The 15,245-nt window shown below is 70.9% G+C and carries 12 protein-coding genes and 1 tRNA gene; 10 read left to right on the top strand and 3 right to left on the bottom strand.

The annotated features are described in order from the left end of the window. Positions 1 to 276: 276 nt before the first annotated feature. Positions 277 to 1,578 carry a threonine/serine exporter family protein gene (locus tag H6X67_RS01440; RefSeq protein ID WP_249369042.1) on the top strand — a complete coding sequence of 434 codons (1,302 nt, stop codon included), beginning with the start codon at positions 277 to 279 and terminating at the stop codon, positions 1,576 to 1,578. A 127-nt stretch (positions 1,579 to 1,705) separates the two neighbouring features. Here H6X67_RS01440 and H6X67_RS01435 read toward each other — a convergent pair whose 3' ends face one another. Further along, positions 1,706 to 3,316 carry an aspartate:alanine exchanger family transporter gene (locus H6X67_RS01435; RefSeq protein ID WP_396121347.1) on the bottom strand — a complete coding sequence of 537 codons (1,611 nt, stop codon included), beginning with the start codon at positions 3,314 to 3,316 and terminating at the stop codon, positions 1,706 to 1,708. Positions 3,317 to 3,647: 331 nt separating this feature from the next. Here H6X67_RS01435 and H6X67_RS01430 point away from each other — a divergent pair, with 331 nt between their 5' ends. The 4 genes from H6X67_RS01430 (at position 3,648) to H6X67_RS01415 (ending at position 7,755) form a co-directional block, all read left to right on the top strand. After that, the gene (locus H6X67_RS01430) at positions 3,648 to 5,432 is read left to right on the top strand and encodes an acetolactate synthase large subunit (protein ID WP_249369033.1); all 1,785 of its coding nucleotides are present in this window, start codon (positions 3,648 to 3,650) and stop codon (positions 5,430 to 5,432) included. A 5-nt stretch (positions 5,433 to 5,437) separates the two neighbouring features. Beyond that, complete coding sequence (ilvN, locus tag H6X67_RS01425; protein ID WP_249369034.1) at positions 5,438 to 5,950, top strand: acetolactate synthase small subunit; 513 nt, start codon at positions 5,438 to 5,440, stop codon at positions 5,948 to 5,950. A 9-nt stretch (positions 5,951 to 5,959) separates the two neighbouring features. Next, positions 5,960 to 6,991: a ketol-acid reductoisomerase gene (gene ilvC, locus H6X67_RS01420; protein ID WP_249369035.1), complete on the top strand. Its 1,032-nt coding sequence runs from the start codon at positions 5,960 to 5,962 to the stop codon at positions 6,989 to 6,991. A 176-nt stretch (positions 6,992 to 7,167) separates the two neighbouring features. Further along, entirely contained in the window at positions 7,168 to 7,755 is a 588-nt protein-coding gene (locus H6X67_RS01415) for a flavodoxin domain-containing protein (protein ID WP_249369036.1), read from the top strand. 85 nt (positions 7,756 to 7,840) lie between these two features. Here the strand turns inward: H6X67_RS01415 and H6X67_RS01410 are convergent, their stop codons facing one another. Beyond that, on the bottom strand, positions 7,841 to 8,314 hold the full coding sequence (locus H6X67_RS01410; protein WP_249369037.1) for a DUF4282 domain-containing protein: 474 nt from the start codon (positions 8,312 to 8,314) through the stop codon (positions 7,841 to 7,843). 190 nt (positions 8,315 to 8,504) lie between these two features. On the opposite strand from H6X67_RS01410, the gene H6X67_RS01405 reads away from it, so the two are divergent. The 3 genes from H6X67_RS01405 (at position 8,505) to cimA (ending at position 12,509) form a co-directional block, all read left to right on the top strand. Beyond that, positions 8,505 to 9,569 carry a 3-isopropylmalate dehydrogenase gene (locus H6X67_RS01405; protein ID WP_249369038.1) on the top strand — a complete coding sequence of 355 codons (1,065 nt, stop codon included), beginning with the start codon at positions 8,505 to 8,507 and terminating at the stop codon, positions 9,567 to 9,569. Positions 9,570 to 9,641: 72 nt separating this feature from the next. Continuing rightward, positions 9,642 to 10,811, top strand: coding sequence for a branched-chain amino acid aminotransferase (locus tag H6X67_RS01400; protein ID WP_249369039.1), 1,170 nt, complete (start codon positions 9,642 to 9,644; stop codon positions 10,809 to 10,811). 33 nt (positions 10,812 to 10,844) lie between these two features. Next, positions 10,845 to 12,509, top strand: a complete 1,665-nt coding sequence (cimA, locus tag H6X67_RS01395; RefSeq protein WP_249369040.1) for a citramalate synthase — start codon at positions 10,845 to 10,847, stop codon at positions 12,507 to 12,509. A 76-nt stretch (positions 12,510 to 12,585) separates the two neighbouring features. Here cimA and H6X67_RS01390 read toward each other — a convergent pair whose 3' ends face one another. Further along, entirely contained in the window at positions 12,586 to 13,458 is an 873-nt protein-coding gene (locus H6X67_RS01390; RefSeq protein WP_249376997.1) for a polysaccharide deacetylase family protein, read from the bottom strand. Positions 13,459 to 13,629: 171 nt separating this feature from the next. Here H6X67_RS01390 and orn point away from each other — a divergent pair, with 171 nt between their 5' ends. Further along, positions 13,630 to 14,250: an oligoribonuclease gene (orn, locus tag H6X67_RS01385; protein WP_249368615.1), complete on the top strand. Its 621-nt coding sequence runs from the start codon at positions 13,630 to 13,632 to the stop codon at positions 14,248 to 14,250. 96 nt (positions 14,251 to 14,346) lie between these two features. Next, positions 14,347 to 14,422 (top strand) — tRNA-His (locus H6X67_RS01380). Positions 14,423 to 15,245 lie beyond the last annotated feature (823 nt).

Genomic DNA, 15,245 nt, shown 5'->3' with positions numbered 1-15,245 from the left:
CCGATGGTACTGCACCCGCCAGGGTGTGGGAGAGTAGGACACCGCCGAGCACCAACCACACAGCAAGAGCCGGTCCACCCACCACGGGTGAACCGGCTCTCGCTCTACACCCACACACCAACAACACCACACAGACACAGTGGCCACCACCACCCACCCCAACCCCCATGTGAAGCGGCGCCTTCGCCGGCACTCGGGCAGCATTGGCGCGTGAGAGACAATCCTGAGCCCGCCGCCCCAACCGTTCCCGACCTCCCTCTCGACGCCGACAGGCTCATGCACCAGTCAGGCGTCGTCCTGCGCCTGGGCAAGCTCATGCTCGCCTCCGGTGCCGGCTCCTACCGTGTCAAGTCCTCGATGGCGAAGGCCGCGGCCGCCGTCGGCCTCGACAGGCATGAGGCCACGGTGACGATGACGGAGATCGTCACCTCCTCCTACGTGGGGGACCGCTTCCGCACCGAGGCCGCCGAGGTCCGCCGTGTCGGTGTCAACGTCGCACGTCTCGAGGCCCTTCGCCGTCTCGTGCACGACCTGTGTGCGCACGAGACGGTCGAGCACCTGGACGCGCGGCTCGACGAGATCGCGGCGATGCGCCCCCTGTACGGCGACGTCGTCAACGCCCTGGCCTCGGGCGTCGCCTGCGCAGGCTTCTGCTTCCTCAACCAGGGTGGCTGGGTGGAGTGCCTGGCCGTGCTCCTGGCGGCCTGCGTCGGCCAGGCCGTGCGCCGCCAGATGCTCGAGCGCCACTTCCAGCACTTCTTCACCTGGCTCGTGTGCGGCGTCGTCGCCTCGGGCCTCTACATGGGCGTCGTCAGCCTCCTCGACCTCGGCGGCCTTGCCGCAGGCAACCACCAGGGCGGCATCATCTCCTCGATCCTCTTCCTCATCCCCGGCTTCCCGCTGGTGACGGCCATGCTCGACCTCGTCCGCCAGGACTTCTCCTCCGCGGTCTCACGCGCCTCCTACGTCCTGCTCGTCATGGCGGCGGCTGGTGTGGCCGTGTGGACGGTGACCTTCATCTTCGACTGGGAGGTCGAGGCCACCTACAGCTACGTCCCCGAGGGGCTGCTCCTGTACGCGCTGCGTGCCCTGTGCTCCTTCGTCGCGGCCTACGGCTTCGCCATCCTCTTCAACGCCGCTCCCAGGGCAGCCGGCCTGGCGGCCGTCGTTGGCGCCGTCGCCAACACCGGACGGCTCGTCCTCATCGATGAGATGGGAGTGCCGTGGCAGCTCGCCGTCGGCCTGGCAGCGGTGACGATCGGCCTCCTGGCCCAGGCCTTCGTGTCGCGCGCCTCCCTGTCTCGTGTCGCGCTGTCGGTTCCGGCGGTCGTCATCATGATCCCCGGGGTCCCCTTCTACCGGGCCGTCTCGGCCCTCAACGACCAGACCGTGGACGCCCACGCCGCCGTCGGCACCGCGGCCACCAACCTCACGGAGGTGTTCTTCGTCGTCACGGCGATCGGCGTCGGGCTGGCGATGGCCCGTATCCTCACGGACCGGAACTGGCGGCACGACGTGCCGACCTCCGTCCCGCTCGTCCTGCCGTCGGCTGAGCACAGTCGGGCGGCCGGCTCCTGACCGGCCACGTGAGGCGGAGCGGTCACCGGTGCTCTCGAGCCGTGGACCGTCCGGCAATGAGGGAGGGGCTGGTCGCCACACAGGCGACCAGCCCCTCCCTCACGCCGTTCGTTGCCGGCGATGCCGCTCAGAGCCCCCCGAGGACCTGGGCGATGAAGATCTTGGCGATCATGGCGACGGGGTACACCATGGCGTAGCCGAGGGCGACGCGCGGGTCCGCGCCAGTGCGCTCGTTGGCGAAGGCCAGGACCGCGGGCTGGGTCTGGGCGCCGCCCAGGAGGCCCGACAGGCGCGTGCCACCCATCTTGACGACCCAGCGCATGGAGGCGTACAGGCCGAAGCCGACGATGGTCGTGATGACGAAGCCGGTGACGAGGATCTTCCACCAGTCGCCACCGGTGAAGGCGTTGGCGATCTGCCCGCCCGCCTTCGTGCCGGCCTGCGCGAGGAAGATGAGCAGGCCGAGCTCGGAGAGCACCGCGGTCGCGGTGAAGGGCAGGGCGGTGACGAACCCCTTGATCCTGCCGATCTTGCCGAAGACGAGGCCGACGAGCAGCGTGCCCGCGGCCGAGCCGATGGAGAAGGTCGCACCGGTGGGGGTGAGGAACTTCCACTCACCGATGAAGATGCCCAGGGCCATGCCCAGGCCGAGGGCGACGGGGTTGATGGAGGACAGACCGCGCGCGGAATCCCCGAAGAACGTCGAGATGTCCTTCATCCGGCCCGTCGGCGCGACGACGCGCACGCGGTCGCCGAGCTGGAGAACGAGGTCGGGGGTGCCGACCATGTCGGTGTCACCGCGGCGCACGCGCGAGATGGTCGCTCCGAAGGTGTGGTCGACGGCGAGGTCGGCGATCGTGCGGCCCGCGATCTTCGGGTCGGAGACGGTGATGCGGCGGAAGTCGAGGTAGCGGCGGTCCTCGATGAGGGAGTGGGAGGAGCCGTGCCCCAGCGCCTCGATGACCTGGGTGACGGCGTCCTGGGTACCGACGACGGTGACGAGGTCGTCGCGGTTGACGCGGTCCTCCGACACGGGCCGCGTGATCGGGCCCGTCTCGCCGCGGCGCAGGCGGGAGAAGCGCAGCTCCCCGGACACCGTGGCGAGGATGTCGCCGATCATGGGGGAGTCGTCGCGCTCGACACGGATGGTGCGGTTCATCAGCGGTGAGGGCTTGTCCTTGTCCGAGCGGCGGTAGCGCAGGGCGAGCAGGCTGAAGAAGAGCATCCCGATGACGCCGTAGAGGTAGGCGACGGCGTAGCCGACGGTGGCGATGGCAGCGCCGTCGGGGTTGCCCGCCAGGGTGGCGGCGTTGCCTGCGGCGGCCAGCGCCGGGGTGTTGGTGATCGCCCCGGCGAAGGTCCCCGCGATGAGGGCGGAGTCCATGCCGAGCAGGCGGCCGACGCCGACGCCGGCCGCGGCCGCGACGATGAAGGCGAGGAGCATGAGCGCGAGGGGCCCGACGGCGGTGCGGATGACGTGGAAGAAGTTGGGGCCGGACTGGACGCCGATGGCGAAGGTGAAGACCGCCAGGCCGAGGATGCCCATGGCGGAGGGGACCTCGATGGTGACGCCCTGGGAGACCCCCCACGCGGCCAGGGCGATGCCGGCGAAGAGCACGGCTGCGGCGCCGAGGCTCACTCCCTTGATCTTGACGTGCCCCACGAGCATGCCGAGGCCGATGAGAAGGAACAGCACGAGGACGGGGTTGTCCGCCAAGTGGGTGAGGACGGGGACCACGATGGTGCGCCAGCCTTTCGTTCGCCCAGCTGGTGAGTCCGGGCATGGGTAGAGAATCGTGCGGGGACCATGGGGATTGTCTCACCGGGACCCGTGGGCGGGTCCTGGACTTCGGTCCGCCCAGGAGGTGCCCCGCTCGTGCTGTCGGGCACACCCGCGCAAGGGGCCGTGCGCGCACAGCCCCTCGGAGCGCATCCCGGAGAGTTCGTGGTCCCATGATGTGAGACTATCGACGTCCGGTATGACTCGGATCGTGGGACGGCATAACGTTGGCGGCACCGGCCCCGAGCGAGAGCGGTGGGTCGCCGACCCCAGCACACAGGAGGGCAGGATGGCACGCGCAGACGCACCGTCGGCCGATGACCGGCGGCTGATGACAGGGGCAGCCGCGCTGGTACGCGCTCTCGAGGACGTCGGGGTGACGGACATCTTCGGCATGCCCGGAGGTGCGATCCTCCCCTTCTACGACCCCCTGCTCGCCAGCGAGAGGATCCGCCACATCCTCGTGCGCCACGAGCAGGGCGCGGGCCACGCCGCCGAGGGCTACGCCCTGGCCACCGGGCGCGTGGGCGTGTGCGTGGCGACCTCCGGCCCCGGCGCCACCAACCTCATCACCGCCATCGGTGACGCCCACATGGACTCCGTGCCCATGGTCGCCATCACCGGACAGGTCGGCGCCCGCGCGATCGGCACCGACGCCTTCCAGGAGGCGGACATCGTCGGCGCGACGATGCCCTTCGTCAAGCACTCCTACCTCGTCACCGACCCCGAGGAGATCCCCGCCCGCGTCGCCGAGGCCTTCCACCTCGCCGCCACCGGCCGCCCGGGACCCGTGCTCATCGACGTCTCGAAGAACGCCCAGGAGGGCCTCATCGAGTACCGCGCCCCTGGCAGGCCCGACCTTCCCGGTTACACCCTTCCCGGCAGGCCCAACCAGCGCCGCGTCCAGCAGGCCGCGGAGGCCATCGCCTCCGCCGAGCGCCCCGTGCTCTACCTCGGCGGTGGCCTCAACCGCTCCGGGGTCCCCACCGAGGCGCTCACCGAGCTCGTCGACCTCATCGGCGTGCCCTTCACCACGACCCTCACAGCGCTCGACGTGCTGCCCAGCGACCACCCGTTCAACCTCGGCATGCCCGGCATGCACGGCACCGTCGCCGCCGTCGGCGCCCTGCAGCGCGCGGACCTCATCGTCTGCCTCGGCGCCCGCTTCGACGACCGCGTCACCGGCAAGGTCGACACCTTCGCCCGGCGCGCCAGCGTCATCCACGTCGACGTCGACCCCGCGGAGATCTCCAAGATCCGCACCGCCGACATCCCCATCGTCGGCGACCTCAAGGACGTCGTCCCGGCCCTGACCGACGCCTGCCGCACCCAGTTCGACGCCGAGCCGCGCGCCGACGTCGACCAGTGGCTGACGGAGGTCACCCACATCCGCACGACCTACCCGACGGCGTGGACGGACACCGACGACGGCCTCCTCCAGCCGCAGGAGGTCATCAACCACCTGGCCGCCCAGGCCCCCGAGGACACGATCTGGGTCACCGGCGTCGGCCAGCACCAGATGTGGTCCGCCCACTACCTGCGGTTCAACCGCTCCCGCTCCTGGCTCACCTCCGCCGGCGCCGGCACCATGGGCTACGGCGTCCCCGCGGCCATGGGCGCCAAGGTCGGGGCGCCCGAGCGGCCGGTCTGGCTCATCGACGGCGACGGCTGCTTCCAGATGACCAACCAGGAGCTGGCGACCGCCACGCTCAACAACATCCCGATCAAGGTCGCCATCATCAACAACTCGTCCCTGGGCATGGTCCGCCAGTGGCAGACGCTCTTCTACGGGCAGCGCTACTCCAACACGGACCTGCACACCGGTGCCGGCACGGCCAGGGTCCCCGACTTCGTCAAGCTCGCGGACGCCTACGGCGCCGTCGGGCTGCGCTGCGAGCGCCTGGAGGACGTCGACGACGTCATCGCCCAGGCCAACGCGATCAACGACCGCCCCGTCGTCATCGACTTCATCGTGTCCGCGGACTCCCAGGTCTGGCCGATGGTCGCGGCCGGCGTGTCCAACGACGAGATCCAGATCGCCCGGGGCATGAGCCCCACGTGGGAAGAGGAGTGAGAGACGTGAGCGAGAAGCACACGCTGTCCGTCCTGGTGGAGAACAAGCCCGGCGTGCTCACGCGCGTGTCGGCCCTGTTCACCCGACGCGGCTTCAACATCCACTCCCTGGCCGTGGGGCCCACCGAGCACGAGGACATCTCACGCATCACGGTGATCGCCGACGCCGAGGGCCTGGCCATGGAGCAGGTGACGAAGCAGCTCAACAAGCTCGTCAACGTGCTCAAGATCGTCGAGCTCGACCCCGAGACCTCCGTCGGCCGAGAGCTCTACCTCATCAAGGTCCGTGCCGACGACGCCAACCGCACCGCGGTGCTGCAGGTCGTGGACCTCTTCCGCGCGCACGTCGTCGACGTCTGCCCGACCTCGGTGGTCATCGAGACCGTGGGCTCGGAGTCCAAGGTCAAGGCGCTGCTGGACGCCCTGAGGCCCTACGGGGTCAAGGAGATCGTCCAGTCCGGCGCCGTCGCCATCACGCGCGGCCCCCGTTCCATCACCGATCAACTCAAGGAAAAGTGAGAATCCACCATGGCAGCTGAGAAGTTCTACGACGACGACGCCGACCTGTCCGTCATCCAGTCCAAGAAGGTCGCGGTCATCGGCTACGGCTCCCAGGGCCACGCCCACGCGCTCAACCTGCGCGACTCCGGCGTCGAGGTCGTCGTCGGGCTGCGTGAGGGATCGGCCTCGGTTGCCAAGGCCGAGGAGGCCGGCCTGCCGGTCAAGCCCGTCGCCGAGGCCGTCGCCTGGGGCGACGTCATCGTCGTGCTCGCCCCAGACCAGGTGCAGGCCAGGCTGTACACCGAGCAGATCGAGCCGAGCATCAGGCCCGGCTCCGCCCTGCTCTTCTCCCACGGCTTCAACATCCACTTCGGCTACATCAAGCCGGCCGCGGAGATCGACGTCGTCATGGTCGCCCCGAAGGGCCCCGGCCACACGGTGCGCCGCGAGTTCGAGGGCGGGCGCGGCGTCCCGGTGCTCGTGTGCGTCGAGCAGGACGCCACCGGCACCGCCTGGCAGACCGCGCTGTCCTACGCCAAGGCCATCGGCGGCACCCGCGCGGGCGCCATCAGGACCACCTTCCGCGAGGAGACCGAGACGGACCTCTTCGGTGAGCAGGCCGTCCTGTGCGGAGGCACCTCCCAGCTCATCCAGTACGGCTTCGAGACGCTGGTCGAGGCCGGCTACCAGCCCGAGATGGCCTACTTCGAGGTCCTGCACGAGCTCAAGCTCATCGTCGACCTCATCGTCGAGGGCGGTATCTCCAAGCAGCGCTGGTCCATCTCCGACACCGCCGAGTACGGCGACTACGTCTCCGGCCCGCGCGTCATCACCCCGGAGGTCAAGGAGCACATGAAGGAGGTCCTCGCGGACATCCAGAACGGCTCCTTCGCCCAGCGCTTCATGGACGACCAGGCCGCCGGCGGCCCCGAGTTCAAGGAGCTGCGGGCCAGGGGCGAGGGCCACCCGATCGAGAAGGTCGGTCGCGAGGTCCGCTCGATGTTCGCCTGGCGCGCGGACCTCGACAAGGACTACGTCGAGGGCTCCGTCGCCCGCTGAGCCACGGGCTCCGTACGAGGGCGTCGTCTCCGCAGGGAGGCGGCGCCCTCGTCGTCGCGGGTCGCCCGGACCCGGGCGGAGCGGCCCCGCGCAGGCTCACCTTCCTGGACGACGCCGTCGGCCCCACCTACGTTGTCGGGCGCCCAGAGCCCGACCACCACGAAGGACAGCACCCCATGTCACCAAAGAACGACGCCGAGTCCCCCGCCGCCCCGCGCGCCATCGTCATCCACAACTCGGTCACCGGCTTCGCCGAGACCTACGGGGGATGGGTCGCCGAGGCGATCGGCGCCGATCTCGTGCCCTGGGAGCGCGCCCGCACGATGCCCCTGGGAGGCTACGACCTCATCGTCTACGGGGCGGGCGTGCGCATGAGCCGGATCCGCGGCTTCTCGGCCTTCCGCCGTCGGCTGGAGAAGGAGGGGCTGGCACAGTCGGGCAAGGTGCTCGTGTGGGCCAACGGCGGGACCCCGCAGCACCCCGACCGGGACTGGAGGGTGCCCTCGGCCACCTTCACCCGGGCCGAGCTGGCCCAGGGGCGCTACCCCTTCGTCTACGTCGAGGGCGGCGTGCGCTACGAGGGGCTGAACCTGGTGGAGGAGAGGCTGCTGCGCCTGTTCTCCAAGCGGGTCCAGCGCTACCGCCACCGCGGCGAGTGGGCCGTGGCGGTGGCGGACTCCATCGCCGAGGGCTACGACCACTCCTCGCCCGAGCAGATCGAGCCGCTCATCGCGATGGCGCGCCAGAGGCTCGGCCTGGACTGAGCGCCCCGGACGCCGACGTCCCCGTGCGGCCGGTGAGTGGCCGCACGGGGACGTCCGTGCTGCGTGCGCCCCGAGGGGCGGGGTGTCAGCCCCTGCCCTGCGCGACCAGGTCGGAGGTGTTCTGCGCGGTGCGGATGAGGGCGACGGAGGCCTCAAGGCCCAGGCGGATGAGGATGATGTAGATGAAGGCCGGGATCCAGCCGAAGAGGAGGATCATGAAGCCGAGGATGGCGTCCTGCGAGAAGCCGGCGATCACCATGAACAGCCAGCTGAGGGCGCACACCGCGATGAGGGCGATGTAGATGAACTTGGCGAAGCTCAGGGTGATGTAGCTGGAGAAGGACAGGTCGAAGAGCGCCTTGAAGAAGCCGGCGCCCTGGGGCTGGGGCTGGGCGTAGGCGGGGGCCTGCTGCGGGGCGCCGTAGGCCGGGGCGGCCGGCTGGCCGTAGGCCTGCGCGTAGGGCTGGCCCGGGGCACCGGCGGAGGGGGCCGACGGGTAGGCGTCGTAGCCGCCGGCGGGGACGGGGCTGCTCGGCTCGGGAGCGGGAGGGTTCTGCATCTGCGGTCTCCTGATCGGGACGACGACGGGTTCGCCGTGCTGAGGACATGCTAAGACGCAGAGCCTGGATGTGTGGAGACGGCCCAGCGCCCGGGTCTCCGACCGGTCCTCCCGGGTGGGCCGCACCACGGTGCAGCCAGGATGCGGACTGTGCGTCTCGCATCGTGGCGAGCGGCCGTAGTCTGTGCCCATGACCCAGGCGCCCCACACCATCAGGCTCGCGGTGATCCCCGGAGACGGCATCGGCAAGGAGGTCGTCCCCGAGGGCCTCAAGGTCCTCGACGCCGTTCTCGCCGGCACCGGCACCACCATTGAGACCACGCACTTCGACCTCGGGGCCGACCGCTGGCACCGCACCGGCGAGACCCTCACGGACGAGGACCTCGCCGCCCTCAAGGAGCACGACGCCATCCTCCTCGGCGCCGTCGGGGACCCCAGCGTCCCCTCTGGCGTCCTCGAGCGCGGGCTCCTGCTCCGCCTGCGCTTCGAGCTCGACCACTACGTCAACCTGCGCCCCTCCCGGTACTACCCGGGCGTGCCCACCCCGCTCGCCGAGCCCGGCGACATCGACTTCGTCGTCGTGCGTGAGGGCACGGAGGGCCTGTACTGCGGCAACGGCGGCTCCGTGCGCCAGGGGACCCCCCACGAGATCGCCACCGAGGTGAGCGTCAACACCGCCTACGGCGTCGAGCGCCTCGTGCGCTACGCCTTCGAGCAGGCCCGCTCCCGCCGCAAGCACCTCACGCTCGTGCACAAGCACAACGTCCTCGTCCACGCCGGCCACCTGTGGCGCCGCGTCGTCGAGGCCGTCAGCGCCGAGTACCCCGAGGTGAGCGTCGACTACTGCCACATCGACGCCGCCACCATCTACATGGTCACCGACCCCGCCCGCTTCGACGTCATCGTCACCGACAACCTCTTCGGCGACATCCTCACCGACGAGGCCGGAGCCGTCACCGGCGGCATCGGCCTGTCCGCCTCTGGCAACCTCGACCCGTCGCGGGCGCACCCCTCAATGTTCGAGCCGGTCCACGGCTCCGCCCCGGACATCGCGGGCCGGGGCCTGGCCGACCCGACGGCGACGGTCTCCGCCGTCGGCCTGCTCCTGGGGCACCTCGGCCACGAGGAGGCCGCCGCCCGTGTGGCCGCCGCCGTCGACGCCGACATGGCCGCACGCGCGGCCGCCAGCCGGGCCGGCGCCCCGCTCGTGCGCTCCACCAGCGAGATCGGCGACACCATCGCCGCCGCCCTCTGAGCCACCGCACCCGGCGGGGCCAGTATCTGAGAGCCCACAGTCCGGTGCTTGGGCCCGCGGTAGGCTGGGCTTATGCCTGAGCCCGCAGCTGCCGCACCCGTGCACACCTCCCCCGAGACGCCCCTGTCGCGGGCCGCCTCCCTGCCCGTCCCCGCCGCCGCGGAGCTCAGCGGACGCTACGAGCTGCAGCGCAACCCGCGCTGCGCCACCGACGCCGAGCGCGCCCAGGCCCTGCGCGACCTCCACTTCGGCGCCGTCTTCACCGACCACATGGCCCACGCCCGTTGGACCCGGGGCGAGGGCTGGTCGGACCACCGGGTCATGCCCTACGGCGACCTCGCCCTGTCCCCGGCCGCAGCCGTCCTCCACTACGGCCAGGAGGTCTTCGAGGGCATCAAGGCCTACCGCCACGCCGACGGCTCCGTGTGGACCTTCCGTCCCCGCTACAACGCCGCCCGCCTCAACCTGTCCGCCAGGCGCCTGGCCCTGCCCGAGCTGGAGGAGGAGGACGTCATCGCCTCCCTGGTCGACCTCGTGCGCGCCGACGAGGCCTGGGTGCCCTCAGGGCCGGGGGAGTCCCTCTACCTGCGGCCCTTCATGTTCGCCTCCGAGGCCTTCCTGGGCGTGCACGCCGCCGGCGTCGTCGACTACTACGTCATCGCCTCCCCCTCCAGCGCCTACTTCACCCACGGCCTGACGCCGATCAGCATCTGGGTCACCCAGGACTACCACCGCGCCGGCCGCGGCGGCACCGGCTTCGCCAAGACCGGGGGCAACTACGCCTCCTCCCTGCTGCCGCAGCAGGAGGCGGCCGCCAGGGGCTGCGACCAGGTCTGCTTCCTCGACGACGTCACCCAGACCAACCTCGAGGAGCTCGGCGGCATGAACATCATGGTCGTCGACGCCGACGGCACCGTGCGCACCCCGCGCCTGACCGGCACCATCCTCGAGGGCAGCACCCGCTCCGCCATCATCCGCCTGCTCACCGACGCCGGCCGCCGCGTCGTCGAGGACACCATCAGCCTGGACGGACTCGTGCAGGACATCCGCTCCGGCAAGGTCACCGAGGTCTTCGCCTGCGGCACCGCCGCCGTCGTCGTCCCCCTCGGCAGGCTCATGGGCAGGGACTTCGACATCGAGATCGCCGGCTCCGAGGTCACCCACGAGATCCACGACCGCCTCACCGGCATCCAGTACGGCCGGCTCGAGGACCCCTACGGCTGGATGTACCGACTGGCCTGACGGCCAGCGGGAGCCGGGCCACGGAGGAGCACCGTGAACGCACCCGACCACAGCGCACGCGTCGCCGCCTACGACACCACCCTGCGCGACGGCGCCCAGCAGCAGTCCGTGTCCTTCACCGTCGAGGACAAGCTCGCCGTCGTGCGCCTGCTCGACGCGCTCGGCGTTGCCTACATCGAGGCCGGGTGGCCCGGGGCCGTGCCCAAGGACACCGAGCTCTTCGCCCGCGCCCGCGACGAGCTGCGCCTGACCACCGCCCGCCTCGTCGCCTTCGGCTCCACCTGCCGCCCCGGGGTCGCGGCCGCCGAGGACCCGCAGGTCCGAGCCCTCATCGACTCCGGCGCCCCCACCGTCACCATCGTCGCCAAGTCCGACCCCACCCACGTCGAGCGAGCCCTGCGCACCACCCGCGAGGAGAACCTGCGCATGGTGACGGACACGGTCACCGTGCTCGTCCGGGCCGGGCGCCAGGTCATGGTGGACCTCGAGCACTTCCTCGACGGCCTGGCCCACGACCCCTCCTACGGGCTCGACGTCGCCCTGGCCGCCGCCGGCGCCGGAGCCTGCGCCGTCATCGCCTGCGACACCAACGGCGGCAGCCTGCCCGGCGACGTGGCCGAGGGGGTCAGGGCCCTGCGCGCGGCCCTCGACGGCGCCGGCCACGGCGGCTGCGTCGTCGGCATCCACACCCACGACGACTCCGGCCTCGCCGTCGCCTGCGCCATGGCCGCCGTCGACGCCGGGGCCCGCCAGGTCCAGGGCTGCGTCAACGGCTACGGCGAGCGCACCGGCAACGCCAACCTCCTCACCCTCATCGCCAACCTCGAGCTCAAGACCCGCTACCGGGTCCTGCCCGGCGACGACGACGAGCGCGCCGCGCGCCTGGCCGAGATCTCCGCCGTCTCCCGCAGGATCGGCGAGATCGCCAACCGCACGCCCTCGGGACGCCTGCCCTACGTGGGGGCCAAGGCCTTCGCCCACAAGGCCGGCCTGCACGCCTCCGCCATCAAGGTGGACCCCTGCCTCTACCAGCACACCGACCCGGCCCGCGTGGGCAACACCATGACGATGCTCGTCTCCGAGATGGCCGGCCGAGCCAGCATCGAGCTCAAGGCCCGCGAGCTCGGCATCGACACCGCCGGGGACACCGACCTGCTCACCCGGGTCACCGAGGCCGTCAAGGAGCACGAGGCCCGCGGCTACGCCTACGACGCCGCCGACGGCTCCTTCGAGCTCCTGCTGCGCCAGGCCCGCGGCGACCTGCCCGAGTACTTCCGCGTCGAGTCGTGGCGGGCCTCCGTCGCCGCCCGCCCCGGGCCGGGACAAGCGCTGCTGCCCGACGACGGGGCCACCGTCACCGACTCCGAGGCCACGGTGCGCCTGTGGATCGGCGGGCGCCGCCACGCCGTCCTGGGAGAGGGCAACGGGCCCGTCAACGCCCTCGACCACGCCCTGTGCGACGCGCTGGCCACCGTCTACCCGGAGATCCGGGCCTTCGAGCTGACGGACTTCAAGGTGCGTCTGCTCGACTCCGAGCGCGGCACCCGCTCGATCGTGCGCGTCCTCATCGACATCACCGACGGCGAGCGCACCTGGTCCACCGTCGGCGTCGGCACGGACATCATCGAGGCCTCCTGGGAGGCCCTGACCGACGGGCACGTCGTCGGCCTCCTGCGCTCCGGCGTGCGGCCGCGCTGAGCCGGCCCCGCCGGCCGTGGAAGCCGGGGAGGCCCGGCCCCACACGCCGGGCGTGGCGAGCGGGACCGGCGGGTGCTCACACGCTGCGGTCGTGCCCGGGGCCGAGGTAGACGTCGTCGAGCGTCGCGGTGAGCAGCGTGCGCTCGCGGAGAATGTCGATGATCTGCCCGTACAGGTGCGTGACGGTGGGGAAGTTCGCGTGGCCGATGACGATGTGCTGAGCCAGCAGCCACTTCTGGGCCTCACCGAGGAGCACCTCCTCGGTCAGCAGCCCCGAGTCGCCGAAGGACCCGTACCACATCGTCGGGGCGGTGTAGCCGAGCTTGGCGCACACCGAGTCCGTCCAGTCGTCGCGGTACCCGTACGGCGGGCGGACGAAGGGGGTTCCCGTCACCCCGTACTGGTCGTTGAGCAGGGCCTCGCACTGGCTCAGCTCCTCGATGATCCCGGCCTCGGACAGGCTCGTGAGCCCCGGGTGCGTCCACGTGTGGTTGCCGAGCTGGACCTGCCCGGACTCGACGAGCGGGAGCATCTTGTCGCGGCAGTCCGTCCAGGACGGGTAGGAGCCCGTGACGAAGAAGGTCAGGCGCACGCCCGAGGCGATGGCGAAGTCGAGGTAGGCGTCGACGACCTCGGTCGAGGCGCCGTCGTCGATGGTGAGGGCGACCGTGTTGCCCACCGCCTCCGGCAGGCCGGTGAGGACGCTGCCGTCGAGCGGCTGCGGGTCCGGCAGCGGAGGAGGGCCGTCCTGGAGGAACAGCGGGTCCCTCGTGGGGGTGGGCGACGGGGTCGGGCTGGGAGTGGGGCTGGGCACCAGAGTGGGAGACGACGTCGGGCTGGGCGCCGAGGTGCCGGTGGGGGCGGCCCCGCTCTGGCCGGGGGCGGTGCAGGCCCCTGTCGCGGCCGCGGTGCCGGCGGCCAGCATGAGCATGAATTCTCGACGTCGCACGGGTGCTCCTGAGATGGCGGTGGTGTCCTTGCGGAGCAGAGCATCCCAGTGAGAGGGCTGTGAGCGCGTCCTCCTGGGGGAGGAGACCGCCGCCGCGCGTCCAGGCTCACGCCGCGGGCCCGGGGGAGGCCGCTGCGCCGAGGGCTAGACTGCCGTGCCGTGAGCCGACAGATGACGACCTCTGACCCCCTGGTGTGGATCGACTGCGAGATGACCGGACTCGACCTGGGCGCTGACGCGCTCGTCGAGGTCGCCGTGGTCGTGACCGACTACGAGCTCAAGCCTCTCGGGGAGGGGATCGATGTCCTCATCAAGCCGCCGGCGGCCGCCCTGGAGCAGATGAACGACTTCGTGCGCGACATGCACACCTCCTCCGGCCTGCTGGACGAGCTGGAGCAGGGGCTGACGATGGCCAAGGCGCAGAAGGTCGTCCTCGACCACGTGCGCTCACTCGTGCCCACCGCCGGCACCGCCCAGCTCGCCGGCAACTCCATCGGCACGGACAAGGCCTTCCTCACCCGGGACATGCCCGAGCTCATCGACTACCTGCACTACCGCGTCGTCGACGTCTCCTCCCTCAAGGAGCTCGCCAAGCGCTGGTACCCGCGCACCTACTTCCAGTCCCCGAAGAAGAACGGGGGGCACCGCGCGCTCGCGGACATCCTCGAGTCCATCGACGAGCTGCGCTACTACCGCAGCGTGCTCTTCCCCGCGGGGGAGGGCCCGAGCACGGAGGACTGCCGCCGGGCGGCCGCCGAGGTCCTCGCCCACCCGACGACGGCGCTCGCCTGAGCGGGCGTGACGTGATGCAGTGCACGGGGCGCGGATTGGTGCCCCCGGCGCCGACCCGATAAAGTTCTCCTCGTCGCGGGCCGGCTCGCGACAATGGTGGCTGTAGCTCAGTTGGCAGAGCGCTTGGTTGTGGTCCAGGAGGTCGCGGGTTCAAGCCCCGTCAGCCACCCCATTCCCTTTCCCCGGTGACCCAACGAGAAGTCGGTTCCCGGTTGTCGCGCGGCGTCGTCCGTTGCCACATCGCTGCCACCTCGGGTGGATCACTTGCGTGTCGGTGGACAACTCGCGTGTGGGCGGACCACTTGCGCGAGGATGGATCACCTGCGTGCGTATGGGCAACCTGGTGGATGCCAGGAGGTTGTCCATACGCGCAGGAGTTGTCCTGGCACGTGGGAGTGGTCCTTGCATACACAGATTGTCCTGAGGTCGCCTGGTCCGGTCGCCCGGTACGGCGCGTGAAGACGGCCAGGAGACGCTGGGTGCCGCCCAGCTGCTCAGGGACGGGCTCCGTGCCGTCCGGGTTTCTATGCGCGTGGGGGGTCGGTCCTGCTGGGGGATGTAGAGGATCCTCACTTCACGGTCCTTGGCCTTCAAAGCGATGACGGCATGCCCGACGGCGGCCAGGTGCCAGGCTGCAGGCACGGTCATTCCGGCTTCCTGGGCGGCAGTGTCGTTGACGTAGGCGGTCAGGGTGACGGGGCCGGACTCGCGGTCGGCGTCGTTGAGGGTCGTGTCCACGTAGTCCTGGAGCCTGCGGGCCTGTGTGTCCAGGACGGCCCACGCATCGTCGGGGGCGGTGGCGTGGTAATCCCAGGCGCGCACGGAGTGGATGTGGGCGTCGAGAAGGTCTGCGAGATCGCGGCGCTCAATGCCGAGCGCGGTACGCAGTGCTCGGAAGTGCGCGGGTGTACGCGAGTCACGGTTGACTCGTGGCATCAGTTCTCCTCTTGTCGAGATTGCCGGTGTCCCACCCCTGATGCCCTGATGATACGGCG

This window comes from Actinomyces sp. AC-20-1 (assembly GCF_023369555.1).
Classification (GTDB): Bacteria; Actinomycetota; Actinomycetes; order Actinomycetales; family Actinomycetaceae; genus Actinomyces.
Note: the sequence above shows the minus strand (reverse complement) of the source record. Positions and strands in the feature narration are given on the sequence as shown.

Coding starts and splice junctions, on each gene's coding strand:
- orn (WP_249368615.1), top strand. CDS start 13,630: ATGACGACCTCTGACCCCCTGGTGTGGATCGACTGCGAGATGACCGGA.
- H6X67_RS01400 (WP_249369039.1), top strand. CDS start 9,642: ATGCCTGAGCCCGCAGCTGCCGCACCCGTGCACACCTCCCCCGAGACG.
- ilvC (WP_249369035.1), top strand. CDS start 5,960: ATGGCAGCTGAGAAGTTCTACGACGACGACGCCGACCTGTCCGTCATC.
- H6X67_RS01415 (WP_249369036.1), top strand. CDS start 7,168: ATGTCACCAAAGAACGACGCCGAGTCCCCCGCCGCCCCGCGCGCCATC.
- H6X67_RS01430 (WP_249369033.1), top strand. CDS start 3,648: ATGGCACGCGCAGACGCACCGTCGGCCGATGACCGGCGGCTGATGACA.
- H6X67_RS01410 (WP_249369037.1), bottom strand. CDS start 8,314: ATGCAGAACCCTCCCGCTCCCGAGCCGAGCAGCCCCGTCCCCGCCGGC.
- H6X67_RS01440 (WP_249369042.1), top strand. CDS start 277: ATGCACCAGTCAGGCGTCGTCCTGCGCCTGGGCAAGCTCATGCTCGCC.
- H6X67_RS01405 (WP_249369038.1), top strand. CDS start 8,505: ATGACCCAGGCGCCCCACACCATCAGGCTCGCGGTGATCCCCGGAGAC.